Raw genomic sequence first — 26,316 nt, 5'->3', positions numbered from 1 at the left:
AAAAAACAAAACAAGGCTTAGATAGCGAATACTTAGAGTAATGAAAGAATTCAAGCTATAGTTCGTTTTATAATCCGTAATGCTTCTTGAGCATCTTTTCGTAAGTTTTTTCAGGTAGGATTTTTTTCAAAACTATGGAAAACTTTTGCATGAAACTTCCAACCTTGTAATGTATACCAGGATTTTTTGCTTCAATTATCTGCTTAATTTTATGGGCAACCTCAATGGGATCGTGGCCTTCGTCCACATGATCATTTATTAATTTTAAGGTGTGAGAATAACCTTGAGCATAGTCACTACCATCGATGACCGGTGCATGGAACCTTCCTGAGGCGATATTTGTGGCAAAATCTCCTGGCGCAACATTGCTAAAATGTATATTTAAATGCGCACATTCCATTCGGTATGCTTCTGTTGCAATCTCAAGTGCGCCCTTACTAGCGCTATAAATCCCTCGATAAGGCAACCCCATGTATCCCGCAATACTGGTTATATTAATAATGCGTCCGGATCGTTGATTTCTCATCACAGGCAAAACCGCCTGAATCACTCTGAGAGGTCCATAGAAATTAGTATTCATTGCATGCTCTACAGCATCCATGGGAGTTTCCTCCATAGGACCTGTAATGCCTACACCTGCATTATTGATTAAGATATCTATCGTTGATTCTTTCGCGAGTAGCGTTTTAATTGCCAGAGCTATAGAAGAGTCGTCTTGAACATCCATTGCTATTAATGGAATAATACTTTCGTAATTTTCTGGATTTCTACTGGTTCCGTAAACCTGGTAGCCTGCTGTGTTGAGATATTCAGCAATTGATTTGCCGATTCCAGATGAACCGCCAGTAACCAAAATAACTTTTTTCATAAACCTTTAAATATCGAATACAAGCATTTAATTATAAGGAAAGAAAAAAAGGCAAGCTACCTACATCACACCGCTACGACCACTTACCTTTGCTGCGTTCCCGCCCTGGAGGAGTTCAGCAGGAGCTGGTTGTGTAGGACTTGCCCGGTGCAAATATAAGGTCTTGTTCTGATCTTGCAAGGTTTTCTACGCCGCTTTTTTCTTAGTATATTTCCACTTTATAATTCATTCTCATGAACTGGAAAAATTCCATTTTTTTACTGATTCTAGTAATCTCATTATCAAGTTGTAAAACCGATTTAGAAAAATTCCGTAGTAATTATTCTTTAGAAATTTCTAACGATAAAAAGCAATGGAACGATGATGACACGGTAAAAATTACCCTGATAGATGCACAATCCATAGGTGCAGATAGCATTATATGGAGACAGAATGCTCGTGTAATTGATAATGTAGAGGGAAACACGCTTTCGCGAAAGCTGACTGACCAACCGTATGGTGTCCTAACCTATAAAGCTACTATATATAAGGATGGAAAAGTTACCCATACGTCCACAGAAATTAAGAAATCGAATCCTACAGCGCCTAAAATTTATGGCTATGACCTGGTAAATGTTTATCCTCACTCAGATTCTTCTTACACCCAAGGACTTGAATTTCATGAGGGTAAATTATACGAAAGTGTAGGTCAATACGGTGAGTCAAAAGTTCTCATTACTCAGGTTGAAACTGGGGATATACTAAAGAAAAATACATTGCCTAAAACCGTATTTGCCGAAGGGTTAACCATTCTAAAAAATAAAGTTTATCAATTGACTTGGAAAGGACGTTTTGGTTACGTTTATGACCTAGATCTGAATGAAATTGATCGTTTCAAATATAACAGCAGTAAAGAAGGATGGGGATTATGCAATGATGGAGAGTTCTTGTACAAAAGTGATGGAACGGACAAGATCTGGAAGCTAGATCCAGAAACTTTTGAAGAACTTGAGTATATACAGATCGTTTCTAATAAAAAATCTTTTACTGAAATCAATGAGTTAGAATGGGTTGATGGTAAAATCTATGCTAATATCTATCAAGAAAATGCCGTAATGATAGTCAATCCTAAAACTGGTGCGCTGGAGTCAGTTATAAATCTGAGTGATTTAAAGGATCAAATACCTAACTGGTCTAAGGATGATAACGTACTTAACGGCATTGCTTATGACAAACAAAACAATAGACTTTTTGTAACAGGAAAGCGATGGAATAAAATGTTTGAAATTGAAATTAAGAAATAAGTGAATTCCAAGCTCCCCATTTTTGAAGTTGTCAGAAAGGTTTCTAAAGACGAAATTGATTATTTAGATCATGTTAATAATGTGGTTTACGTGCAGTGGGCAAATGATATCGCTATGCACCACTGGACGAGTGTAGCTTCTGAAGATATGCTACATACTTACGACTGGGTAATGATTAAGCACTGTATTGAATACAAACAATCTGCTATGCTGGGAGATAATATTCTTATAAAAACTCAGGTAGGTCGCGCTACAAACGTTCGCTACGAGCGCTTTATTGAGATTTACGACAAGGATACGAATAAGCTTTTAGCCAAAACTACTTCGGACTGGTGTGCCATTGATAAGAATGGAAAACCTGTGCGCATTTCTCAAGAGCTGCGGGATTTATTTGAAATAGCAACATGAAACAAATATTCATCGCATGCTTAACAAGTATTTTATTTATAGCCTTGTCTTCCTGTCGCAACGATTTTGAGTTTAGCGAGAGCACCGGTAATTTAGAGTTCTCTCAAGATACTATTTTCTTAGATACCGTTTTCAATACTATTGGTAGTAGCACGAGAACTTTCAAAGTATATAATCGCAGCAGCAAAGATATAGTGATCCAAAACGTAGCTCTTGCACAAGGCAGCAATTCGAGATACCGACTGGCCGTTGATGGTGTACCAGGACAAATTTTTGAAAACGTTGAAATATTAGCTCGCGATTCACTCTATATTTTTGTTGAAACCACTGTGGATATCAAAGATTTCTCTAGTGCAACCGAGTTTCTTTATGAGGATGTCATTGAATTTGATCGTGGTGGGAATCTGCAAGAAATTCAACTGGTAACTCTAGTTAAAGATGCCGTTTTCCTATTCCCTAAGCGCGACAGTCAAGGAATTGAAGAAACCCTATTGTTAGGAACTGATGATGAAAATAATGAAATTAGAGTTTCGGGATTCTTTTTAGACGATGATCAATTGCAATTTACCAGCGATAAACCTTACGTCATCTATGGCTTTGCTGGAATCCCTCCAGCCAAGATATTAAACATAGCGGCTGGTTCCCGCTTATTCTTTCATTCTCAAAGTGGCATTATTGCAGCTAACGAGGCCTCTCTAAAAATTAACGGCTCTTTGTCTAATACGAAAGATTTAGAAAACGAGGTCATCTTTGAAGGCGACCGATTAGAGCCTGGGTTTAATAATATCGCGGGACAGTGGTTTGGTATCTGGCTGACTGCTGGAAGTAAAAATCATGAAATAACTCATGCTACTATTAAAAATGCAAGTATTGGCATTCTTATGGATAGCCAGAACCCTGATTCTGGCGGTGCTACTTTAAAGATCAATAACAGTCAAATTTATAATTCTTCAAATGTGGGACTTTTGGCAACAAATGGAAATATAGAAGCTGAAAACCTAGTCATACACAATGCGGGTCAATCTGCTCTAGTTGCTAGATTAGGCGGTTCTTACCAATTTAATAATTGCACCATCACAAATTACTGGAACAGCGGGTTTAGAAACGAACCTACCCTATTTATCTCTAACACCATTCCAGATTCAGGGTTGAGCGAGCCTTTAAGTCAAGCGTTATTTACCAATTGCATTATTTACGGAGATCGTAATCTGGAGTTGGGTTTATTGAAGATAGAAGATAAACCCTTTAACTTAAAATTTGAAAATTCGATAATAAAATTTGACGATAAATTCGATAATTTTATTTCAAATCCACAATATGATTTTATGAATACAGCCCTTTATAAAAACGTGGTATTAAATGAAGATCCTTTATTTAAAAATCCAACTTTAAACATGCTGCAAATTGATAATGATGGAGGTGCAAATGGTATAGCAAATCCTACAACTAGCTCTACAAAAGATATCTTAGGCGTTTTGAGATCTAATATACCCGACATAGGTGCCTATGAAAGTGTGAAAATCGACTTTTAGGTAATCACAGACGTTCATAGTTATAATCTTTAGTCTAAAAAACGCACTATCATCAACACCAAAAACATTAATTTCAACATTTAAACGATCGATAATCTGTTTATCAGTGCCAATAATGGTTAAATTAGCCAGTTTTACGCTTAAAGTAATTGTATGTACTTATATTTACTATTATATTTAGAATAATAAAAGCCAAGCAGAGATTCCCTAAATCTCAAGCTTGGCTTTCTTTTTGTACCAGTAAGGGAATAGCACCACAAATATTGATGCGCGTAAGTACCATATTCAGTTATCCATATTCATTGAATCTTGCTCAGAGATTCGAATTTGAAGAAAGAGATACGCATCTCTTTCATAGATAAAAGGCTGCTATTCCCAGTCTGGCATAAAGGAGTTTTGAAATAAGTCCACTCTAGGATCGGTAATTCCAGAATCTAATATTTGGACCGTTCCACCCATATTGGCATCGTTAGGTCTGTTAGTTACAATTATTTGAGCATCTGTAGGAGAGAATCTAGGATCTAAATCATTAGTGCCTCCAGGTTTATTTATAGAAGACTCCACATTAGTATTATTTGAGAACGTGTAAACGAATACTTTAGAGTCAATCTGTCTGTAGGCTGGGTTTTCAAATCCAGATATATCCCTGCTGTAAAGCAATCGATTATTATCAATACTCAACTCTATACCACCAGCAGCACCATCCAGACCACTTAAAATCATTTGTTGGAACTGCCCAGATTCAGAGATTGTAAAAATATTCACATTGTAGCCATTAAAATCATTTGTTTTAAGAGCGATCACTCCATTGTTGTAATCCACTTCTGTAATTAGATTGCCATTGGTGGTTTGATAAATAAGTTTAAGCCCGCTGCCATCAGGATTGATGCGATACAACTTGTTGAGTGCTGGGTAATAAATAGCATTTCCATTATTGGACCAGGAGATATCTACCTCATCCAGATTGAAACCGCTTACTGGAACTGAATTACTAACTTGCTTGACATTTTCACCATCCATATCCATGGTAAATACTTGAACATTTGCGCCTACATTTCTTAAAAATGCAATTTTTGAAACGGTGCGATTTACTCTAGGTCGCCAGCTATTTTTGGATGGTGGTGTCAACGACACTAGATTACCAGCAGCGTCTCCACTAAAAATTAGGTTGTTGTCAACTTGTTTGCGAACGAAATGAAAACGATTTGAAGGAAATGAAGTGGTTGTAAAGCTATTGATAATACTATTAACAGGATCATTAATACCATCGTTAGCTGTAATTTGCCAAAAATACGTAGTCCCAAAATTCAATGTAGTTTTAAACTCGCTTGTTTCAAGTTCAGGAAAGTTTTGTATTTCATTTGTATTGGCATTTCTCAGCTGTAGATTATAAACCAATGAGTCTCCATCTACATCCATCGCTTCCCAATCAAAGGTGACATCAAAGGGAACATTAGTTGATTTATCTACAGGAAGTTTTAAAGTTGCTGCTGGCGGAGGCTTATTATTAGCCGTTGATATTTTTAATTCAAGAACTACTAAGGTTTCTTCGTCTGTCTCCACATCTGCCGATTCAAACTTTACTAGAAAACCGTCCTTTTCAGCTCGCACGGCATAAGTTCCTTTTTCAACGCTTAAGGTAAATTTCCCTTCTTCGTCTGTAAAAACAGTACTTGTGTTCGGATTTGTGGAAATTTTCACATTTGATAATGGTTGGAAATTTTCGTCTTGAACTACGGTTCCACTTATAGTTCCTTTGCCGTTTACGTCCAAGGTTTCTTCCGTACAACCTGAGAGTATAAGTGCAAATGCAACAATGATGAAGTATGTTATAATTCTCATGATTCTTATTGTTGAGTATTAATATTAGTTTGCTTTTGCAAAAGCGTATCAGCCACCTGCCTACTGCCTCTATTCTGTTTTTCTAATTTGTTGAATCGTTTGAGTTCCTTAGCTTCCCTTCTTCTTATGAAGTTGGGTGAGTTTTCTTTAGCTTGATTATTTCCAAAATAAACATTGATACCAGCGCCGAATTTATAGTACTGATCATCCCTTTTACCCGAAACAATGCCGTCCATCTCATCTGAAAATACTGCATTATAATCACCATAAACCTTGATCCCCACACTGGGAGAAACAAGGTATTCAAGTCCTATTCCGGCTTGCGCCTTGAAATCAATAGTATTAAAGCCATCGGCAAAATTAAGTCCTGGTCCAGCATATACATAAGGACTGAACTTTTCATAAGGTAATATGGTAAACTCGGCATTAAGATCCACACTGGTAAATTGACGGTTTAGAGTACCTGTATTTTTAATTCTATAGAAATTAGCTTGTCCCTTTATGCCTATGAACGGAGTGAAGTTATATTTTGCCCCTACTGTCGCAGAATATTCGTAGTATGGATTTGCAAGATCGTTGTTTGCGTATGTTCCTCCTACCCCAAAATCCAGTCGCAATCTACTGCGTCGGTCTAGTAGTTCCCGTTGGTAAACATCCGTTCGTTCTGCAACCTCCTTTTCAGTACGGTAGTCTAGCACCATTTTATTTGCAACTTCCTCCCCACCTTGTGGGTACCACAAACCAGTTTCTACACCTTCTACAATAAGAGCTTCTACAGCTTTTTCAATGGCCTCCTTAACGGCTAACTGTCCTGGTTCATTCCTAGTAAAACCAGTTTCTGCTTCCAGCAATCTTTTAAAATTGACATAGCGAAAAAGACTTGCATCAATCGCTTGAGAGAAAATAGATTTAGAAACATAAACTGTTTTGAGTATTTCTCCATTCTTTGTGGATACTACCCTTAAATAAACGGTAACTCGATCCTGACGGTATTTACTGGATCCACCAGCACCAAAGTATCTGGCTCCCACACCACCAGTTAATACATTTGTATCGTAAGAAACGATACCGCCTTCAATAAGTACACCAGCATATAGCAAGGATGGCAGTGGCTGCGGTTGTGTATTCGTTTGCACAGAATAATCTTTACGAGTAGCACTGATTATATTTCTTTCATTAAGAAGATTATCCAGGTTTTCACGTTCAATAGGTGTAAACCATTTTGAATCTTCCAGGGCTTTTACTAGAATGGTAGTTCCACCTTGAGTAACAGCATTACTAAAGGTTGATCCGGCATCCGTTTGTTTGAACTGGCCAGTTTGATCTTCAAACTTATAAACCCCAACGACAGCCCTTGTAGTTGGTGGTGGTAGGGTTCGCAAGAGATAAGTCGCATCTGTTGTTTCACCTATACGTGCATTCTGAGTATCAAGCGGCTGGCTAAAATAAGAGCCGCAGCCTGAAATGAGGCATAAGATCGAGAACAGTCCTAAGGACCGTAAAGTTTTTTTCGCAGATACCATGGGCTAGTTATTTGGTATAACTACTTGAGTTGTATCGCCAGTATTGGTGTCTAGAATATTAACTACCAAACCATTCAGAGTTTCCAACACTTCAACTTCCAGATTTCCAAAAGTAAATGTACCAGGCTGTAATCCATCATTAATATTGATTTGTGCATTCAATAAGGCTCTAGACAATTGACTTAATAATTGGCGATTCAATCCATCTGCAAAAGAATCTAGGTCTGATAAATCATCTAGGCTCGCAGCATTAGCCGGGTCCTCAAATCTATTTTGCGCTTCCGCGCTTTGTAAGAGCCATTGATAATTGAAAGTATCTCCTCCGAATGCTGGATTGATAGGTCTGTAAACAAGTTGTTGAGCACTAAGATCTGTCATAAAACAGAGAGCAAATAACAACGGGAGCAGTGTCGTGATTTTTTTAAACATTGTTGAATTATTAGTTATTAATGGAGGCTTCTATAGCCTTAAGCTTTTCAAATTGTTGATAGACAAGACGTACACAGTAATCACCCATTTCCTTTATAAAATCATCAGTGGGATTAAGGAAAAATTGATATACTATTTCGGTTCCTACAAGTACCTCTATTCTAGAGCTACGACCTTGACCAAATTTTTCATTGATCGAGACCACCCTATTGCCATTAATTTGATATCTTTTATATTCTTTAAAAAAGTAATCATAGAATTTTCTAGCTGGTGCGGTTCTTAAATTTCTCGTAACTAATCCTTTAATCTCGATACCGTCATATGTGTCTACTTGTTTAGTTTCTAGATGAAAAGTGTTAGGCTCAATTCGTTTCAAATCCTTACCTATTAAATTATCATCTTGATCATAAATAAGTAACATGATGGTTAAAATATCTGGGATATTTAAGTTTACACTTGTAGTTGAAAGGACTCCCTGCGATTTTGCTTTAAGTACTCCTCTTCCCGTTTGATTATTTTTAGAACTATTATTGCTTGCTGTATCCTTTTTAATTACCGCAAGTTCATATCGAATACTTTGCTCCGCATTTGTCAGGTTGGATGCCATTCCTGTGATATTTAAAAAACCTCCTTGATCTTCCATCAATATTTCTGCTTTTACAGATTGATTGTATAAGGATTCTTGAGCTTGTGAAAAACCCATTGTAATTAGAAATATGATAATAACATATTTCATTAATTATGAATAATGTAGGCTTGTTTGCCTATTCCACTTTGGGTAACCTTGATCTGTTCAGAAAGACTATTTCTGCCCACACTGATAATCTCATTGTAACTTCCATTTTGAATAATGTCTGCTGTATGAAGTTGTGCACCGTGCAGACTATAATCCCTAAATAAATTGTCATTTCCTATTTGGGCAACATTTTCTCTGATGATTCCAGCTCTTAAATTTATAAAAGCTTCGTTATTTGATCCTATTTGTAAAAGATTGACATCACTTTGATTTGATGTTATAGCTACTGATCCTGTATTATTAAAGCCAACTTGTTCAATAAAAACCGAATTTCCTGTAGGCGGTAGACGGCGTGTATCCGTTTTAAAAAACGTTTGATTTTGAACTATATTAATTTGTTCATTTGAACTAGTTGATGTATTCTGATTAATTAAATCCTTATCATCGTTATAAGTCTGACTTAATGAGATAGTTGACATCACTAATAATAAAAAAATAGAAAGCGCATATTTCATTTTAGTGGGGTTTTAGATTAATCTATTGATGAATAATAGGAATTCAGAGTTAGTTTGCCTTTTAATAAGTAATAGGTAGAATCGAGAAATATGTACTCGATTCTACCATAACTTACTTTATACAATTAACACTCGTTAATTATAGTCTGCTCAAAGTCTTAGCAGCTGGAGAAAGACCAGATCTAGATTTCAATAAAGTCTGTACAGCATTTGAAAGTCCGTTAGCATCTCTTTGAAGAACAGATGCAGTATTTGAACCATTGAATGAAGCATTCCCTAATTGAGTACCCAATTGGTTTTGATTAACAATACTCATGTGATTAGAACCAAATTGATCAACTTGTGCAAAGTTACCATTTGAATTTTGTCTGATCTGAGAGTCATTGTCATTTCCAGTTTGGATAGACTGCGCATAGTTACCAGCAGATTGACCGAATTTTTGAACGGTTAAAGCTGAGTTTCCTACTCCAAATTGCTCTTGGAAAGATTCGTTGTTGTTTCCGTTCTGATTTGCTTCAGCGTCGTTACCAGTACCATCTTGATATTGGGAAGAAAAATTATCTCCTCCACTAACAACTCCACCTAGGTTTTGATCAGCAACAGCAACGTTGTTTGCACCTAATTGCTCTTGATAAGCCTCGTCACCAGCTAACTTTTGATTGATATAAGCTTGTTGTCCAGATCCGGATTGAATTTGCTGAGCATAAGCACCAGTTGCCGTATCAGTTCCATTGATATCCCCTTGATTTGCTTCTGCATAGTTACCTACTGCAGAATTAGGACCCGTTTGAAATTGTCTTACTTCGTTATCCCCACCACGTTGTGTTGAGATTGCAGTATGACCATTACTTTGGTTTCCAGCAGATACTTGTTCCTGATAAGATCTGTTTCCAGTAGCAAATCCGGTATTATCTTGAGTGGAAGAAGCGATATTGTTATCAAAACGTTGTTGAACTTCAGCCTCATTGCCGTTTCCAGTTTGAGCAACCTCAGCATAGTTGTTCTGAGCTTGACGAGCGTTAACAGCTCCTTGCTCCATCAATGCAACGTTGTCATTACCTAATTGATTACCCCAAGCGGTATTCTTATCGCCTAATTGCAAAGCTCCCATTTGGTTTCCTTCACCATCTTGAGTTAAATCTGCATAATTTTTAAAACCACTTCTTGCGATTCCAGGATCTCCTACATTACCCGATTGAGCTACAATAGCAAGGTTTCTGTTAGAAGCACTTGTTCCAGTCTGGTTGATGTATGATGTATTCATAGTTCCTTCTTGAACTGCAAGTCCATCACTACCAATCCCTACTTGGTCAATGGTTGAAAGGTTACCTCCTACAGCTGCATTGGGTGCCAAAGCCTGTTTTGATTGTGGAGTTACGGTTTTTGGAGTCTGCGCAAACGCAAATCCTCCTGCTAGTAGTGCCGAAACACAAAGAATTACTCTCTTCATAATTAAAATATTTAGAATTAATAAATACATTTTCAGGAGCTAACACAACAGACCTTACGCTTCTGCTTTGCTATCGAACAATCAATATGTCAATTTATTCTAGGGGATCAATTATGACAGTTTAGGGGAGGGCTGTCGTTTTAAGAAACTGTAGGGAAGCGTGTTTCTTAAAGTTATCCAAATATAGGCATGTCTTTGTAGGAAAAACAAATTGTCGTTAGTCTACTAATCTAATAATCGAGATAAAACAATAACGTAACAAGTGTAATTACAACACTTTGCACTCTTTTGTTAATTTATTGTTAAAGCACATATCTCCGATATCTAACATTATTTTGTAGGAAGCTAATAACATTTGTTAATCACAAAATGTTAATTTTTAACATATCTCATAAGATTTTTCTCACATTATTATAAACGTAATCTCTAAATTTCATTTAAATAAAAAAAGCCCTCAATATTGAGGGCTTTCCTATACTAAAAATACAAATCGTTATTTGATCAGCTCATAACTTCTATTTACAAATTGTGTCAAGGCTTCACCTTTCAACAATCCCTGAGAAAGTTTAGCTAGATCAACTGATTGTTTGATCAATCGGTCTTTTTTCTTTCCTGCTTTAGCGTTGAAGATCTCTTGAACCAACTCGTGATTACCATTAACCACAAGGTTGTACATGTCTGGCATATTACCAAAGCCCATCATACCGCCACCGCCACCAGTCGCTTGCATCTCTTTCATGCGACGCATAAATTCTGGCTGGGTAATCATAAAGGGTGCGCTATCGCTGCTCATTGCTTCTACTTGCACGCTATAGCTAGAATCTCCTATAGTTTCAGTGATGCTTTTTTGAAGCGCTTCTTTCTCTTCATCAGAAAGTTTGGAAATTTGCTCTTCCTCTTTCTTAACCAGGTTATCTACGCTGTCTGCATCTACTCTAGCAAAAGTGACGTTCTCTTTAGATTGCTCTAATTTTTGCATCAAGTGCGAGATGATTGGGGAATCTAATAATAGGACTTCGTAACCCTTTGCCTTCGCACCAGCTAGATAACTGTGCTGTGCTTCTTTGTTTGATGTATATAAAACAACCGTCTTACCGTCCTTATCGGTTTGAGTTGGTTTGATTTTCTCCATCAACTCATCCCATGTATAATAGGAACCATCAACGGTAGGATACAAGGCAAACGCATCTGACTTCTCAAAGAATTTATCCTCACTCAACATTCCGTACTCAATAACGATCTTGATATCGTTCCACTTTTCTTCAAAAGCTTTGCGATCCTCATTAAATAGAGACTTTAATTTGTCTGCCACCTTTCTAGTGATATAGCTGGATATTTTCTTAACCGCACCGTCAGATTGTAGGTAAGATCGGGAAACGTTCAATGGAATGTCTGGACTATCGATCACACCGCGCAACATGGTCAAGAATTCTGGTACGATCCCTTCCACATTATCCGTTACGAAAACCTGGTTTTGATACAACTGGATGCGATCCTTCTGTACATTCAAGTCTTGGGTCATCTTAGGGAAATAAAGGATTCCCGTCAGGTTGAATGGATAATCTACATTCAAGTGAATGTGGAACAATGGATCCTCAAATTGCATGGGATACAACTCACGGTAGAAATTCTTATAATCTTGATCTTCTAATTCCGTTGGTTGTTTTGTCCAGGCTGGAGATGGGTTGTTAATGATATTATCAACCTCTTTAGTAGGAGCTTTGTCCTCTTCTTTGGCGCCTTCTGGCTTTTCCAAAGTTTCGGTTTTCATACCAAATTTAATCGGCACCGGCATGAACTTGTTGTACTTCGTCAACAATTCAGTGATCTTACTTTCTTCAAGAAATTCCTTCTCGTCATCAGAAATATGCAGAATAATTTCTGTTCCAAAGTTTTCCTTGGTTCCTGGCTCGATCGTATAATTAGGTGATCCATCACAGCTCCAGTGCACCGCTGGCTCGTCTTTGTAAGATTTTGTAAGGATCTCTACCTTGCTTGCCACCATAAAGGCCGAGTAGAATCCTAGACCGAAGTGTCCTATAATTCCACTGTCTTTTGCGCTGTCCTTGTATTTTTCCAGAAACTCCTCTGCTCCAGAAAATGCGATATCGTTGATGTATTTCTGCACCTCTTCCTCCGTCATTCCCAGACCTTGGTCAATAATATGTAACGTGCCCTCTTCCTTATTGATCTTCACCTCAATTTGTTGCTCGCCTACCTCAACACTCGCCTCACCTATCAGGGCAAGATGCTTCAGTTTAAGGGTGGCATCAGTTGCATTTGAAATGAGCTCACGTAAAAAGATCTCGTGATCGCTGTATAAAAACTTTTTGATGAGGGGGAAGATATTCTCCACCGCTACATTAATTTTTCCTTCTTGTGACATTTATAAATCGTGTTTTTAAGATTGATGTTTAGTTCGCTTTCGCGAAAGCGGAAACGTCCTCAGTCTCAATGGTCAAATCAAGTACCAAACCATTCCCAGTGACAAGCTGTCATTTAAATGTGAATTTTGACAGAAAGCTACACAGATAACCGGCCAGATTTCCGACATTTAGGAATACACTTTAATTCAACACCCATGAACACTCCAGATTTTTCCCAACTTAAAGCCATTTATATCAATTGCACGCTCAAAAAATCTCCCGAGAAAAGTCACACAAGAATGTTGATGGATGTCAGTGCAAATATTATGGAAAAAGAAGGTGTCGCCGTGGAACACCTGCGGTTTATAGACCACGATGTTGCCAGCGGTGTGCAACCAGACATGACAAAACATGGTTGGGACAAAGACGCATGGGTCGACATTTCTAAAAAAGTAATGGATGCCGATATACTTATTATAGGAACTCCCATCTGGTTGGGTGAAAAATCGTCTCAGACCCAGTTGCTCATTGAACGGCTCTATGCCTTGAGTGGCCTAACTAATGAAAAGGGACAGTATAAATTCTACGGCAAAGTCGGCGGGACGATCATCACGGGAAATGAGGACGGTATCAAACATTGTGCGATGGGTATTTTATATTCCCTGCAGCATGTAGGTTATTCCATCCCACCACAGGCAGATGCTGGCTGGATAGGAGAAGCGGGCCCGGGACCCAGTTATGGGGACGATGGGAAAGTGGGTTTGGACAACGATTTCACACAGCGCAATACTACTTTTATGACTTATAATATTATGCACCTCGCCCACCTGCTCAAAACGAATAACGGGTATTCTGCGTATGGTAATTCCACAGAGCAATGGAGCAAAGGCAACAAATGGGCTTTTGAGAATCCTGAGTATCGATAGAAATGCTTACGTTAAGCGACTATTGATTAAAATGTTAGTTCATCCTAATAACACTGTGGAAATCAACTTTGCCTTACAGTCCTGCGTATTTCTACTATTAGCGTTTGCTCACATATTTAGAAGTGTTCAGATAGAAACGCCACGGTAGGTTTTTGTCTTCCGCTGCATAGTCGATTCCTATTCTTTTGCAGGCAGTTATCTCGCTTTCGCGAAAGCGAAATTCTGCATCATCCTCAATCCATATTAAATCTCCCGTAAGATCTTCCCCATAATGCGATCTGTCTAAGGCAAACGCCTTACTGAAATTACCGGGTCCAGAAGTCAAAGACTTTTCTAGTGTTGACTTACCGCGACGCTCCAGCATTAGGTCGATGCCATCAACGGGCTCTACCGCTCGTATGAGAACCGCGTCTGCCTGCTGGTCTGTGTTTGTGATGATATTGAAAAGGTTGTGAATGCCATAGCATAAATACACATAGGCAACACCGCCAGGTTCATACATCACCTTAGTACGCTCTGTAAATTTTCCAAGGTGTGCATGGCATGCTTTATCATCCACGCCGCGGTATGCCTCAGTTTCTGTAATGATACCGCTGGTTAGTTGATCATCTACTCTGGAAATTATGGTTTTACCTATCAAGTCTTTGGCAAGAAAAACAACGTCGTTGTGCTGATAGTAACTGGCAGAAAGTTTCATGATAATTTTCTAAAAAAACAAATTTACGATACGCTGGTTTACAAACAAACGATCTATGGCGGCTTTGGTAATCATTGGTAATTTAACTCGCTACCTTTGCAGCTTCAATTTTTCATATGACCTTCAAAGAACTCAAACTTTCTAGCGCATTAGTTAGCCATCTAGAGAAAAACCAATTTCCTAAACCTACTCCTATTCAGGAACAGGCTATTCCTTCTATTCTCGCAGGAAAAGATGTAATGGGAATTGCAAAAACGGGTTCTGGAAAGACATTAGCCTATGTATTACCGTTACTTGATCGGCTTAAGAACCAGCCTTCTGAAAACCGGGAAATTCAAGCATTAGTTATGGTTCCTACACGGGAACTTGCGGTGCAGGTAAGTGAAGCAATCATCCTTTTTTCAAAAGCGCTCAAGAATCCGCTAATTACGATGGCGGTTTATGGTGGTGTGAGTATCAATCCCCAGATGATGAATATGAATTCTGTGGATGTTCTTGTAGCAACTCCAGGTCGCTTGATAGAATTGATAGAAAAGAATGCCGTTAAGATTGCAAATACAAAAATCCTTGTTCTTGATGAGGCCGACAAGATGTTGTCCATGGGTTTCCGTGAGGAAATGAATCAGGTATTTACACGATTGCCCAGTAAGATTCAAACACTACTATTTTCTGCGACCCTATCCCCTAAAGTTACAGAGATCATTCAACATTTGACACTGGATCCAGTAGTTATTAATCTTCCCGTGCCTGATGAAGATCTTTCTCTCATTAAGCAGATAGGTTACCGTGTTATCGATGAGAAAAAAGGGGTACTGTTGCGTCAATTGATTGAAGAGCACAACATGCAGCAGGTTTTGATCTTCTGTTCTTCCACTTACCAAGTGGAACATGTAAATGACAAACTAAACACAAACGGTATCACCTCTAAAGCCATCCACGGAAAAAAAGCTCAGGGAACACGACAGGATCACCTTAACCAATTCAAGGATCCAGAGAGTGACGTGAGATGTCTAGTCACAACCGACTTACTTTCTCGCGGTATTGATATTGAATTCTTACCATTTGTCATCAACTACGAGTTGCCACGATCGCCCAAAGATTACATCCACAGAATAGGAAGAACCGGTCGTGCAGAAAATCCTGGAACCGTTATCTCTCTGGTCACTCCAGAGGAATCCCATCATATGAGAACCATCCAGAAAAAGACGAATATGAAAGTCTGGATGGAGGATCTTGAGGAATGGAATTCCTAAAGACATTAAAGTCAAGTTTCAAAAGGAAATTTTACCCACTCAGTTGAAGTGGCAGTCGGAACTTTCAGTTTATGTTTAAAATTCTCAAATGGATTTGGATTCTGAATTACTTCAACCTTTTCGTTTCCCGAATGGTTGAGTCTTTCGAGATCGACCTATACTATTCTTAGGAAAGGAGCTTTTAAGAGGTTTACTTTGGTAGGATTGGTAGGAGCTGTCAATTAACGAGTTACACTTATAATGAGCTATACTTAAAATACAATTATGGTATCATGATTATACTGGCGAGTTCCCTTTCCCGACTCTCGTTTTTTATAAGAATCAAGAAAAAGTTTTAATTCGCCGACAAATAGTGTGAGCCTTCACTAAAAAATATTCGTCCTAGCTGTAGAAATATTTTCAATAAAACTTCAAATCAAATCAAATTTTACTTACTCCGCTGGAGAATTGTCGAAAGTAATGAGGTCTGCATTAAAACTGAAGCCAGTCTTGAACTGAGTTTTTTTTTGATACTGTATTGTCTCTATCTTCTCAATTAAAATAAGAATTTATTCAATGAAAGATGAGAACCATATATGGTGATTGGTTCACTAGCGACATAGTGTTAGACTTCATCGAAAGAAGTAATCCTAGCCGCTGGAAATATATATATTTTTGTAAATATGAGGCTATCTAAAACCTGTATCAGACTCACAAAATCAGTACTGAACAATCAGCTTCCAAAAAAATAAATCTAAAAATCAAAAATTGCTCCATCTCTCATCGTTAATCAATTCCCCACCTCACTAATAAATTTCAATCGATACAAGCGGATTTCTTCCTCCTCATAATCGCCATCAAATTCGTCCATTGCAGCACGTATATTATCATTTTCAGATTCCATGAAATATTCATGAAGCTCCTCTTGTTGATCATCATCAAGAACTTCATCCACCCAATAACCTACGTTTAGCTTTGTACCGCTGTAAACGATAGTTTCTAATTCCTTGATTAGATCCACCATCTCCATACCTTTAGCATCTGCTATATCTTCAAAAGAAAGCTTACGGTCGATGCTTGTTATGAAATAAAGTTTATTCCCACTTTTAGTTCCCGTAGATTTTATGATAAGATCGTCAGCTCTCATTACATCGTTATCTTCTACATATTGTGAGATCAATTCCACAAATTGCTTACCAAATTTCTTTGCTTTTCCCTCTCCTACTCCATTTATATTTGCCAACTCTTCGAGAGTAATAGGATATTTTGTTGCCATATCATCAATAGAAGGGTCTTGAAATACTACATATGGTGGTACTTTCTTCTGATCTGCAACTTTCTTGCGCAGCATCTTCAACATTTTGACAAGATTCTCGTCAAGTGCAGCTTCATTGCCTGCACTTACTATAGAATTAGAATCCACATTATAAGTATGGTCGTCGCTCATCATAAAGGAATTTCCTGTTTTTAGAAAATCCCGTCCTGCATCTGTCACTTTGAGTGTTCCGTAGGATTCAATGTCCTTGCGCAAATATCTCGCTACCAGAACCTGTCTGGTTAAAGCTGTCCAGAATGCCGGCTCATGATTATCACCACTACCAAAATATTCATGAGTATCCAACTTATGACTAGCAATCATGGCATTGCTTTTACCTACTAGAATTTTCACTATATCCTTAGATTTATAACGCTCTCCAGCAGCATCTACCACGCTTATGAGTTTTTTAACCTCATCAATAGCTTCTCGTTGTGGTTTAGGGTTGCGCATGTTATCATCCATATCACCACCCAGCCCAGTTGCTGGGTCAAATTCTTCACCAAAATAGTGCAGAATAAACTGACGCCTACTCATACTGGTTTCAGAATAACCTACCATTTCTTGAAGAAGTGCATGTCCTATCTCCTGCTCTGCAATAGGTTTACCTGACATGAATTTTTCTAATTTTTCAATGTCCTTATAGCTGTAGTAAGCCAGACAATGGCCTTCACCACCATCGCGACCTGCTCTACCGGTTTCTTGATAATAGGATTCTATACTTTTAGGAATATCATTATGGATCACAAACCTTACATCTGGCTTATCGATTCCCATCCCGAAAGCGATGGTTGCAACCACCACATCCACATCTTCCATCAAGAATTTATCCTGATGTAGAGCTCTGGTTTTTCCGTCGAGACCGGCGTGGTAGGGCACCGCTTTAATTCCGTTTACTTGTAAGATCTGCGACAACTCCTCTACACGCTTGCGAGAAAGGCAGTAGACAATCCCGGATTTACCTTCATTTTGTTTGATAAACCTAGTAATATCAGAGTTTACTTGATCTGTTTTGGGCCGCACTTCATAATAAAGATTGGGTCTATTAAAGGACGCTTTGAAAGTAGTCGCGTTGGGAATCTGTAGATTTTTGAGAATATCTTCCTGGACTTTAGGAGTTGCGGTTGCCGTCAACCCTATTATCGGAATATTATCACCTATGCGATCGATAATTCTGCGCAAGTTTCGATACTCTGGACGGAAATCATGTCCCCATTCGCTGATACAATGCGCTTCATCCACTGCTAGAAAAGAAATCGTTTGCTCCTTGAGAAATTCGACATATTCTTCTTTTGTCAATGATTCAGGAGCAACGTATAATAATTTAGTCACACCACTCACAATATCTTCTTTGACCTGCTGGATCTCTCCTTTGGTAAGACTACTATTAAGTACGTGTGCAACGCCATCATGATCAGAAATACCACGTATCGCATCCACCTGATTCTTCATTAATGCGATTAATGGCGACACGATAATTGCGGTACCCTCCTGCATTAATGCAGGCAACTGGTAGCATAGCGATTTCCCACCACCGGTAGGCATAATCACAAATACGTCTTCCTTGTTTAATAATGAGGTTACTACACTTTCTTGAAGTCCTCTAAACTGGTCAAAACCGAAGTATTTCTTCAGGTTTTCCTGTAATCCAGAATGCTTAAATGCCATACGGCTGCTCTCTTTTTGTTTATCTTTGTATGCTACAATTTACGATTAAATTCGTTTTATACAAATACATAAAATTTGAAATGCCATTGAGTACCGCAGATAAGATTTTAGAAGTCGCAAAACGCACCATCCGTATTGAGGCAAATGCTGTTAAGGAGCTGGAAAATGTGGTGGATTCCGCTTTCGCGAAAGCGGTACTACACATCCACAATTCGCAAGGCAGAGTCATCGTTACTGGGATAGGGAAAAGTGCTATCATCGCACAGAAAATCGTAGCAACGATGAACTCAACCGGCACACCAGCTATATTTATGCACGCCGCAGATGCCATCCATGGAGATCTGGGAATCGTTCAAGAAAATGACGTAGTCGTTTGCATTTCTAAAAGCGGAAACACACCGGAAATCAAAGTACTGGTGCCGCTCATAAAAAATTTCAGTAATAAATTAATTGCCATCACCAGTAATCGGGATTCCTTTCTGGGAACGGAAGCTAATTTTGTGCTGCATGCTCCCATTCAAGAAGAAGCATGTCCCAATGGCCTTGCTCCTACTACCAGTACCACAGTGCAATTAGTCATAGGTGATGCACTTGCAATAAGCCTTCTCGAACTTAAAGGATTTACAGATGCAGATTTTGCTAGATATCATCCTGGCGGTGCTTTAGGTAAAAAATTATATTTAAGAGTAGGTGATTTAACGCAGCAACGTAGTAAACCGCAAGTGGGCCTGGAAACTTCTATGCGAGAAGTGATCGTGAATATCTCTGAAAATATGCTGGGAATGACAGTTGTTGTGGAAAGTGAGAAAGTCTTAGGCGTCATTACCGACGGAGATTTGAGACGCATGCTCACAAGTTACAAGGACATTGATAGCCTGGTCGCAAAAGACATCATGAGTAGCAATCCCAAAACCATAACTGCAGATTCTATGGCAATACAAGCCCGCGAACTCATGGAAGAACTACACGTTTCTCAATTGATTGCTGTTGATGAAAGTGGTACATATTATGGTGTCGTGCATATTCATGATGTTATTAGAGAAGGAATCGTTTAGATGGCACGTAAAAAAGTTGACCCAAATAAAATGTCTTTTTTAGACCACGTGGAAGAACTGCGCTGGTGTTTGATACGCTCCATCATAGGTATTCTTATGGGTGCCACGGCAGCCTTTTTTGCACGTAAGTTTATTTTTGATACGGTCATGTTTGGGCCTATTAAAAAAGATTTTGTTACCTACGAATTCTTCTGTAGAATAGGTAGGTTCTTTGGTATCGAGAGTGAGTTTTGTGATCCACAATTCAACTTTATTCTGCAGTCACGAGAAATGTCAGATTTGTTCAGTGTTCATATTTGGACTTCTATTACTGTAGGTTTTGTTGTTGCTTTTCCATACGTATTATGGCAGTTCTGGCGCTTTATTTCTCCAGGATTAAAAAACCAAGAACGCAAGTATAGCAGCGGTTTCATTATCGTGAGTAGCATTCTATTTTTTATAGGGGTCGTTTTTGGGTACTATGTCATCGCGCCATTGTCGGTCCACTTTATGTTGACTTATCAACTAAGTGATTTTGTCCAGACCCAACCCAGTATACAGAGTTATATTGCTTACATCAGGGCCAGTGCCCTTGCCAGCGGTATTCTCTTTGAGCTTCCTATTATTATTTACTTCCTAACAAAAATAGGACTGGCCACTCCAGAAGGAATGCGCAAGTACCGCAAGTTTGCATTAGTAATTGTACTGATAGTCGCTGCCATTATTACACCTCCAGACATTGCAAGCCAAGTTATAGTAGCAATTCCTGTCCTTATATTATATGAGATTAGTATTTATATCTCAAAATTTGTATTGCGCCGAGAAGCACGAGCAAAAAGAAAATTAGCAAAACAATCTCAATAATCAGCAATGAGTAACAACATAGTAGAAGAATTTAATTCCTACCGCGCCAAAATGAATGACGCCATCATGGAAGACAACAATAAAATTATCAAAAGAATTTTCAATCTGGACACAAACGCTTTCACGGCTGGTGCTTTAGATAAGAAAACAAAAGAATTATTGGGGCTGGTCGCCAGCACCGTTTTGCGATGTGATGACTGTGTGAAATACCACCTAGAAGAAAGTCACAAGGCTGGATTAAGTAAAGAAGAAGTGATAGAAGCGCTTTCTATAGCGACCTTAGTAGGTGGAACCATTGTAATTCCTCACTTAAGACGTGCCTATGAATACTGGGATGCTGTGGAGCAGGAAGCGGCTTCTGGTTTGTAGTTTAAGGTTTAAGTAAAACGAACTTTCTATCGGAAATGAATTGTTTATTTCAGCAAACTAGCAAACTCACATTCCCCACCTTCCACTGCGATTGACTCATCGTAACACTTCACAGGGAAGACGATAATTCTGATAGTTTCAACAACCTTAAAACAAACTAGATAAAGCTTGTTTCTCTACTTTCAAACGATGGTTTTTTTTAGAGGAAATCAAGCCAAAGAACAATGGGTCTTCCACAGGAGGGAAAAAACTCCTTTCCTAGAAATGGGAAAGGAGGATCTCGGCTTTGTGGGGGGACGGATATGTTGAGGTTGATAGTAGCTTTGTTATAGTCCTAAATTCAAATTTATTTTTAACTCCCCAGAACACCCATCTCTTATCTTCACTAGCAGGGAAGACGGTAAATACGGCAAGTTCAACAACCTTAAAATAAGTGAAATAAAACTTGTTTTCTTTCTTGCATCCGACGAGCTCTTGCAAGAGGAATGCATGCCGCAGGCAAAGTACGTTTACGCTCTGTTTGGGATTTGGGATTCGCGATTCGGAATCAGGGATCTGAGATTTGGTAAAGGCAATTAACAATCACGATTTGCGACAGCAAATCAATAATTGGCAATTAGATTTTTACGATTAACTTGATATCTCCACAAAACTTCTTTATACTTAATACTTAATACAACCCGATGAAAATTTATACAAAAACCGGCGACAGCGGCGAGACTTCACTTTTCGGTGGAACGCGAGTTTCTAAACATAATTTACGCATTGATAGCTATGGCACCGTGGATGAATTAAATTCCTGGATAGGTTTGATGCGGGATCAACCCGTTGATGACGCGATTAAATCCTTTCTTATCCAGATTCAAGACCGATTGTTCACGATAGGAGCCATACTGGCAACACCACCTGAGAAAGAAAAGCTCAAAAACGGAAAAGAGCGACTTAATATTTCTAAAATATTAGATACTGACATCACTAGTCTGGAAGACAATATGGATAACATGGAGAAAGACCTACCGCCTATGACCCATTTTGTATTGCCTGGAGGGAATCCCTCTGTGTCATTTTGTCACATCACAAGAACAGTCTGTCGTCGTGCAGAACGCTTAGCATCAGCACTTAATGAAAATTCACCTATTGATCCACAAGTGATCAAATACTTAAACCGTCTTTCTGACTTCCTATTTGTGCTGGCACGCAAATTGTCAAAAGATCTACAAGCAGAAGAGATCAAGTGGATTCCTAAAAAACATTAGACTGCGCCTTTTGAAATATGTACAACATTACTCAAAAATATGGCGGTCATAAGATGGAAATACGTACTTCACAATTTTGCAAAAACAATTGATTTCCAGAAGCTTAACCGCTCTTTTAAATCTTGAAACTTAAATTATCAAAAAAACTTGCAAGATTCAGCAATACGTCTATTTTTGCAAAATAATAAAACGAGTAAAATTATGTATTGGACACTAGAACTTGCCTCTTATTTGAGTGATGCACCCTGGCCAGCAGAAAAGGATGAGCTCATCGACTATGCGATCCGTACTGGAGCGCCATTGGAAGTTGTAGAAAATCTACAAGCCATTGAGGATGAAGGAGATATGTATGAGTCTATCCAGGAAATCTGGCCAGACTACCCAACTGACGATGATTACCTCTGGAATGAGGATGAATATTAGACATCATAACCCTATAAAAGTCTCGTGAGAGGCTTTTTTTTTGCTTTTAATTTAAGAACTTTACAAGAGCAGTTTAATTAACTTATTAGACTATTAATCAATTATTTACCATTCATGGGACTATTAGATTCCGTTTTAAAAGTATTTGTAGGCGACAAGTCAAAGAAAGACGTCGCAGAATTACAACCTACCGCAACCAAAACTCTGACGTTTGAGTCGGCAATGGAAGCGTTGACTTTAGATGAACTGAGGCATAAAACCATTGAGTTTAAGGAGAGGATCGCTAAGGCAAAAGCGAATACGCTAGGACAAATTGCACAATTGAAAGAAGATGCAATTGCAGAACAGAATATTGATAAGCGCGAAGAGGTTTATGAACAAATTGATAAATTAGGAGATCAGGCCTATGTAGAAGCGGAAGCTGTTCTTAATGATCTTATGCCAGAAGCTTTTGCCGTGATGAAGGAAACTGCAAAACGTTTTTTCCACAACACAGAACTAAAGGTTTCTGCGAGTTCTAGGGATCGAGAATTGAGTGCTAACAAGGATTATGTAAGCCTTGAAGGAGATCACGCCGTCTGGTCAAATTCCTGGGATGCTGCCGGAAAACCCATCACTTGGGATATGATCCATTATGACGTTCAACTCATAGGAGGAACGGCAATGCACATGGGTAAAATTGCAGAGATGCAAACAGGAGAAGGTAAAACCCTTGTTGCAACCCTACCTGTATATTTAAACGCTTTGACCGGTAATGGTGTTCACGTAGTAACTGTGAACGATTACCTGGCTAAACGTGATAGTGCGTGGATAGGACCATTGTTTGAATTTCATGGATTGAGCATCGATTGTATCGATTACCACAAGCCTAATTCTCCAGAGAGACGCAGTGCCTATCTAGCAGACATAACTTATGGTACAAATAACGAATTCGGTTTTGACTACCTGCGTGATAACATGGCACATGCCACGGCAGACTTAGTACAACGCAAACCTAATTATGCGATAATAGATGAGACGGATTCCGTTCTTATTGATGATGCACGTACTCCATTGATTATTTCTGGACCAGTTCCAGAAGGAGATCGTCAAGAATTTGATACTTTAAAACGTCCTGTCGATGATATCGTAAATGTGCAGCGTAAAGAATTGACGCAGACTTTGGCGAAAGCGAAAAAGCTTATTCAAGAAGGAGATACAAAAGAAGGAGGATTAGAACTATTGCGCGTATTCCGTGGATTACCTAAGAATAAAGCGTTGATCAAATTCTTGAGTGAGGAAGGAATTAGATCGCTACTGCAGAAAACCGAAAACCATTACATGGCAGACAACAACCGTGAAATGCCTACGGTGGATGCAGATTTGTATTTTGTGATCGATGAAAAAAACAACCAAGTAGAATTAACTGACAAAGGTCTTGATTTCTTATCGGGAGCCGACGATCCTGAATTTTTCATCATGCCAGAAGTAGGTGTGGAAATAGGTTTGATCGAAAAATCTGGACTTTCTAAAGAGGAAGAAGCAGAACGCAAAGAGGATCTTTTCCGTGAATTTGCGATAAAATCTGAGCGCATTCACACGTTGAATCAGCTGCTGAAAGCTTATACCTTATTTGAGCGTGATACGGAGTATGTGGTGATGTCTAAGGACAAAAAAACAAGAGACTCAGTAACCGGAGCGATAAAAACGGTTAGTGAGCAGCAAGTAATGATCGTTGACGAGCAAACTGGTCGTATTATGGATGGCCGTCGTTACAGCGATGGACTGCACCAGGCAATTGAAGCTAAAGAGAATGTTACCATTCAAGATGCTACACAGACTTTTGCTACCATTACATTGCAAAACTACTTCCGTATGTATAAAAAGTTGGCGGGTATGACTGGTACTGCGGTAACTGAAGCAGGAGAGTTTTGGGAGATCTATAAGCTCGATGTTGTGGAAATCCCAACCAATAGACCTATTGCTCGTGACGATCGTCAAGATCTAGTTTACAAAACCAAACGTGAGAAATACGGTGCTGTTATCGATGAAATTACAAAACTAAAAGAAGCTGGAAGACCAGTTTTGATAGGTACAACCTCTGTTGATATTTCAGAATTACTGAGTCGCACACTTCAACGTTCTGGAATTGACCATAATGTATTGAATGCTAAACAACACAAACGTGAAGCAGAAATCGTTGCGGAAGCTGGTAATCCTGGACAAATAACGATCGCTACAAACATGGCAGGTCGTGGAACAGACATTAAATTATCTAAAGAAGTTAAAGCTGCTGGTGGTCTTGCTATTATCGGTACAGAACGTCACGATTCCAGACGTGTCGACAGACAGCTGCGTGGTCGTGCCGGTCGTCAGGGAGATCCAGGAAGTTCGCAGTTTTATGTATCCTTAGAAGATAACTTGATGCGATTGTTCGGTTCTGAACGTATGGCAAAAACCATGGATAGACTGGGAATGAAGGAAGGCGAAGTGATCCAGCATTCCATGATTTCTAAATCTATCGAGCGTGCTCAGAAAAAAGTAGAGGAAAATGCTTTTGGAGTTCGTAAACGTTTGCTGGAATATGATGACGTAATGAACGCGCAACGTGAGGTAATCTATAAACGTAGATACCATGCACTCTTTGGCGAGCGTTTAGCGGTCGATATCGCCAATATGATTTATGATATTTCAGAAAACATTTCAGAATCTAATAAGATATCACAAGACTTCAAAAACTTTGATTTTGAGTTGATTCGCTACTTCTCGATGAGCAGTCCGATTACAGAAGAGGAGTTCAAGAGTAAGACAGAGAAACAAATTTCTGCCATTGTTTACAAAGCAGCCTACGACCATTATAAGGTAAAAATGGAACGTACAGCGACTGAGGTTTTTCCTGTGATTAAAAACGTTGTGGAAAATGATGAGCGCAACTATGAGCGCATCGCGGTTCCATTTACAGACGGAATGAAGACTTTGAATGTTTCTACAAATCTTAAGGAAGCTTATGATACAGAAGGACGCTCTCTAGTAACTGATTTTGAAAAAAATATCACTCTTGCTATAATAGATGAAGCCTGGAAAACGCACCTGCGTAAAATGGATGAGTTGAAGCAAAGTGTGCAGTTAGCCGTTCACGAGCAAAAAGATCCGTTACTGATCTACAAATTTGAAGCCTTTGAATTGTTTAAGGAAATGATTGATAAGGTGAATAAAGAGGTGGTAGGATTTATGTTTAAAGGTGAACTTCCTACTCAAGATTCTAGAGCCATTCAAGAGGCAAGAGAGAAAAAAGCAGAAAAGACAACTACCAGTAAAGACGAAATTCTAAACAGCGACGAGCAAGCAGCAAAATCTAGAGCTGTAGGTGCTGGAGCAAGTCAGCAACAGCAACGTCAACCTATCACGGAAACCATTACTCGTGACCAACCTAAAATAGGTCGCAACGATCAGGTAACGATCAAGAATGTAATGACAGGTGAGTCTAAGGAATGTAAATACAAAGCTGCTATTCCTTTGATCAATAAGGGAGAATGGGTTTTAGAGAAGCATTAGAATTAGTTCTTGTTCGCTTTCGCGAAAGCGTAATAATTATACAAAG

The 26,316-nt window shown here is 38.7% G+C and carries 21 protein-coding genes and 1 other RNA gene; 11 read left to right on the top strand and 11 right to left on the bottom strand.

The window, feature by feature from the left end:
• Positions 1-67 precede the first annotated feature (67 nt).
• Complete coding sequence (locus IQ282_RS12605) at positions 68-868, bottom strand: SDR family oxidoreductase (RefSeq protein WP_194852228.1); 801 nt, start codon at positions 866-868, stop codon at positions 68-70.
• Between the two features lie 46 nt (positions 869-914).
• An RNA gene (gene ffs, locus IQ282_RS12600) (signal recognition particle sRNA small type) lies at positions 915-1,014 on the bottom strand.
• Between the two features lie 87 nt (positions 1,015-1,101).
• Between ffs and IQ282_RS12595 the strand changes: the two genes are divergently transcribed.
• From IQ282_RS12595 to IQ282_RS12585, 3 genes are read left to right on the top strand one after another with little or no spacing between them, the layout of a single operon-like run.
• On the top strand, positions 1,102-2,151 hold the full coding sequence (locus IQ282_RS12595; protein ID WP_194852227.1) for a glutaminyl-peptide cyclotransferase: 1,050 nt from the start codon (positions 1,102-1,104) through the stop codon (positions 2,149-2,151).
• Entirely contained in the window at positions 2,152-2,559 is a 408-nt protein-coding gene (locus tag IQ282_RS12590) for an acyl-CoA thioesterase (protein WP_194852226.1), read from the top strand.
• Positions 2,556-4,091, top strand: a complete 1,536-nt coding sequence (locus IQ282_RS12585) for a hypothetical protein (RefSeq protein ID WP_194852225.1) — start codon at positions 2,556-2,558, stop codon at positions 4,089-4,091. The genes IQ282_RS12590 and IQ282_RS12585 overlap by 4 nt, the downstream gene beginning before the upstream one ends.
• A 369-nt stretch (positions 4,092-4,460) precedes the next feature.
• Here IQ282_RS12585 and IQ282_RS12580 read toward each other — a convergent pair whose 3' ends face one another.
• The 7 genes from IQ282_RS12580 to htpG all read right to left on the bottom strand — a co-directional run bounded on the left by IQ282_RS12580 (position 4,461) and on the right by htpG (position 12,972).
• Positions 4,461-5,933: a carboxypeptidase regulatory-like domain-containing protein gene (locus IQ282_RS12580; RefSeq protein ID WP_194852224.1), complete on the bottom strand. Its 1,473-nt coding sequence runs from the start codon at positions 5,931-5,933 to the stop codon at positions 4,461-4,463.
• Positions 5,934-5,938: 5 nt separating this feature from the next.
• Positions 5,939-7,456 (bottom strand): CsgG/HfaB family protein, encoded by a 1,518-nt coding sequence (locus tag IQ282_RS12575; RefSeq protein ID WP_194852223.1) that lies wholly within the window; start codon positions 7,454-7,456, stop codon positions 5,939-5,941.
• Between the two features lie 3 nt (positions 7,457-7,459).
• Positions 7,460-7,885 (bottom strand): curli production assembly/transport component CsgF, encoded by a 426-nt coding sequence (locus IQ282_RS12570; protein WP_194852222.1) that lies wholly within the window; start codon positions 7,883-7,885, stop codon positions 7,460-7,462.
• A gap of 10 nt (positions 7,886-7,895) precedes the next feature.
• Positions 7,896-8,621: a CsgE family curli-type amyloid fiber assembly protein gene (locus tag IQ282_RS12565; protein WP_194852221.1), complete on the bottom strand. Its 726-nt coding sequence runs from the start codon at positions 8,619-8,621 to the stop codon at positions 7,896-7,898.
• Positions 8,621-9,136, bottom strand: a complete 516-nt coding sequence (locus tag IQ282_RS12560; protein WP_194852220.1) for a hypothetical protein — start codon at positions 9,134-9,136, stop codon at positions 8,621-8,623. Before IQ282_RS12560 ends, IQ282_RS12565 begins: the two co-directional genes overlap by 1 nt.
• Positions 9,137-9,275: 139 nt before the next feature.
• Positions 9,276-10,586, bottom strand: coding sequence for a hypothetical protein (locus IQ282_RS12555; protein WP_194852219.1), 1,311 nt, complete (start codon positions 10,584-10,586; stop codon positions 9,276-9,278).
• Between the two features lie 493 nt (positions 10,587-11,079).
• Positions 11,080-12,972: a molecular chaperone HtpG gene (htpG, locus tag IQ282_RS12550; protein WP_194852218.1), complete on the bottom strand. Its 1,893-nt coding sequence runs from the start codon at positions 12,970-12,972 to the stop codon at positions 11,080-11,082.
• A 195-nt stretch (positions 12,973-13,167) separates the two neighbouring features.
• Between htpG and IQ282_RS12545 the strand changes: the two genes are divergently transcribed.
• The gene (locus tag IQ282_RS12545) at positions 13,168-13,878 is read left to right on the top strand and encodes a flavodoxin family protein (protein WP_194852674.1); all 711 of its coding nucleotides are present in this window, start codon (positions 13,168-13,170) and stop codon (positions 13,876-13,878) included.
• A gap of 97 nt (positions 13,879-13,975) precedes the next feature.
• Here the strand turns inward: IQ282_RS12545 and IQ282_RS12540 are convergent, their stop codons facing one another.
• Complete coding sequence (locus tag IQ282_RS12540; protein WP_194852217.1) at positions 13,976-14,575, bottom strand: DNA-3-methyladenine glycosylase; 600 nt, start codon at positions 14,573-14,575, stop codon at positions 13,976-13,978.
• A 116-nt stretch (positions 14,576-14,691) separates the two neighbouring features.
• Between IQ282_RS12540 and IQ282_RS12535 the strand changes: the two genes are divergently transcribed.
• A complete protein-coding gene (locus IQ282_RS12535; protein WP_194852216.1) occupies positions 14,692-15,828 on the top strand; it encodes a DEAD/DEAH box helicase in 1,137 nt (378 codons plus the stop codon).
• A 769-nt stretch (positions 15,829-16,597) separates the two neighbouring features.
• Here IQ282_RS12535 and recQ read toward each other — a convergent pair.
• Positions 16,598-18,790, bottom strand: a complete 2,193-nt coding sequence (gene recQ / locus IQ282_RS12530; RefSeq protein WP_194852215.1) for a DNA helicase RecQ — start codon at positions 18,788-18,790, stop codon at positions 16,598-16,600.
• Positions 18,791-18,876: 86 nt separating this feature from the next.
• Between recQ and IQ282_RS12525 the strand changes: the two genes are divergently transcribed.
• From IQ282_RS12525 to secA, 6 genes are all read left to right on the top strand, one after another.
• Positions 18,877-19,845, top strand: coding sequence for a KpsF/GutQ family sugar-phosphate isomerase (locus tag IQ282_RS12525; protein ID WP_194852673.1), 969 nt, complete (start codon positions 18,877-18,879; stop codon positions 19,843-19,845).
• Positions 19,846-20,688, top strand: a complete 843-nt coding sequence (gene tatC / locus IQ282_RS12520; protein WP_194852214.1) for a twin-arginine translocase subunit TatC — start codon at positions 19,846-19,848, stop codon at positions 20,686-20,688. It abuts the gene before it with no gap.
• Positions 20,689-20,694: 6 nt separating this feature from the next.
• Positions 20,695-21,057: a carboxymuconolactone decarboxylase family protein gene (locus IQ282_RS12515; RefSeq protein WP_194852213.1), complete on the top strand. Its 363-nt coding sequence runs from the start codon at positions 20,695-20,697 to the stop codon at positions 21,055-21,057.
• Positions 21,058-21,740: 683 nt separating this feature from the next.
• Entirely contained in the window at positions 21,741-22,313 is a 573-nt protein-coding gene (locus IQ282_RS12510) for a cob(I)yrinic acid a,c-diamide adenosyltransferase (protein WP_194852212.1), read from the top strand.
• A gap of 201 nt (positions 22,314-22,514) precedes the next feature.
• Positions 22,515-22,736 (top strand): DUF2795 domain-containing protein, encoded by a 222-nt coding sequence (locus IQ282_RS12505; protein WP_041496311.1) that lies wholly within the window; start codon positions 22,515-22,517, stop codon positions 22,734-22,736.
• A gap of 114 nt (positions 22,737-22,850) precedes the next feature.
• Positions 22,851-26,270, top strand: coding sequence for a preprotein translocase subunit SecA (secA, locus tag IQ282_RS12500; protein WP_194852211.1), 3,420 nt, complete (start codon positions 22,851-22,853; stop codon positions 26,268-26,270).
• Positions 26,271-26,316 lie beyond the last annotated feature (46 nt).

It is taken from the genome of Nonlabens antarcticus (assembly GCF_015356755.1).
GTDB classification, from domain to species: Bacteria; Bacteroidota; Bacteroidia; order Flavobacteriales; family Flavobacteriaceae; genus Nonlabens; species Nonlabens antarcticus.
The sequence above is the reverse complement of the archived record's forward strand: the minus strand, read 5'-3'. Positions and strand labels throughout refer to the sequence as shown.

What these genes read in the sequence shown, in the direction of transcription:
- IQ282_RS12605 (WP_194852228.1), bottom strand. Translation starts at nt 868, where the DNA reads ATGAAAAAAGTTATTTTGGTTACTGGCGGTTCATCTGGAATCGGCAAA.
- IQ282_RS12595 (WP_194852227.1), top strand. Translation starts at nt 1,102, where the DNA reads ATGAACTGGAAAAATTCCATTTTTTTACTGATTCTAGTAATCTCATTA.
- IQ282_RS12585 (WP_194852225.1), top strand. Translation starts at nt 2,556, where the DNA reads ATGAAACAAATATTCATCGCATGCTTAACAAGTATTTTATTTATAGCC.
- IQ282_RS12580 (WP_194852224.1), bottom strand. Translation starts at nt 5,933, where the DNA reads ATGAGAATTATAACATACTTCATCATTGTTGCATTTGCACTTATACTC.
- IQ282_RS12575 (WP_194852223.1), bottom strand. Translation starts at nt 7,456, where the DNA reads ATGGTATCTGCGAAAAAAACTTTACGGTCCTTAGGACTGTTCTCGATC.
- IQ282_RS12570 (WP_194852222.1), bottom strand. Translation starts at nt 7,885, where the DNA reads ATGTTTAAAAAAATCACGACACTGCTCCCGTTGTTATTTGCTCTCTGT.
- IQ282_RS12565 (WP_194852221.1), bottom strand. Translation starts at nt 8,621, where the DNA reads ATGAAATATGTTATTATCATATTTCTAATTACAATGGGTTTTTCACAA.
- IQ282_RS12560 (WP_194852220.1), bottom strand. Translation starts at nt 9,136, where the DNA reads ATGAAATATGCGCTTTCTATTTTTTTATTATTAGTGATGTCAACTATC.
- IQ282_RS12555 (WP_194852219.1), bottom strand. Translation starts at nt 10,586, where the DNA reads ATGAAGAGAGTAATTCTTTGTGTTTCGGCACTACTAGCAGGAGGATTT.
- htpG (WP_194852218.1), bottom strand. Translation starts at nt 12,972, where the DNA reads ATGTCACAAGAAGGAAAAATTAATGTAGCGGTGGAGAATATCTTCCCC.
- IQ282_RS12545 (WP_194852674.1), top strand. Translation starts at nt 13,168, where the DNA reads ATGAACACTCCAGATTTTTCCCAACTTAAAGCCATTTATATCAATTGC.
- IQ282_RS12540 (WP_194852217.1), bottom strand. Translation starts at nt 14,575, where the DNA reads ATGAAACTTTCTGCCAGTTACTATCAGCACAACGACGTTGTTTTTCTT.
- IQ282_RS12535 (WP_194852216.1), top strand. Translation starts at nt 14,692, where the DNA reads ATGACCTTCAAAGAACTCAAACTTTCTAGCGCATTAGTTAGCCATCTA.
- recQ (WP_194852215.1), bottom strand. Translation starts at nt 18,790, where the DNA reads ATGGCATTTAAGCATTCTGGATTACAGGAAAACCTGAAGAAATACTTC.
- tatC (WP_194852214.1), top strand. Translation starts at nt 19,846, where the DNA reads ATGGCACGTAAAAAAGTTGACCCAAATAAAATGTCTTTTTTAGACCAC.
- IQ282_RS12515 (WP_194852213.1), top strand. Translation starts at nt 20,695, where the DNA reads ATGAGTAACAACATAGTAGAAGAATTTAATTCCTACCGCGCCAAAATG.
- IQ282_RS12510 (WP_194852212.1), top strand. Translation starts at nt 21,741, where the DNA reads ATGAAAATTTATACAAAAACCGGCGACAGCGGCGAGACTTCACTTTTC.
- IQ282_RS12505 (WP_041496311.1), top strand. Translation starts at nt 22,515, where the DNA reads ATGTATTGGACACTAGAACTTGCCTCTTATTTGAGTGATGCACCCTGG.
- secA (WP_194852211.1), top strand. Translation starts at nt 22,851, where the DNA reads ATGGGACTATTAGATTCCGTTTTAAAAGTATTTGTAGGCGACAAGTCA.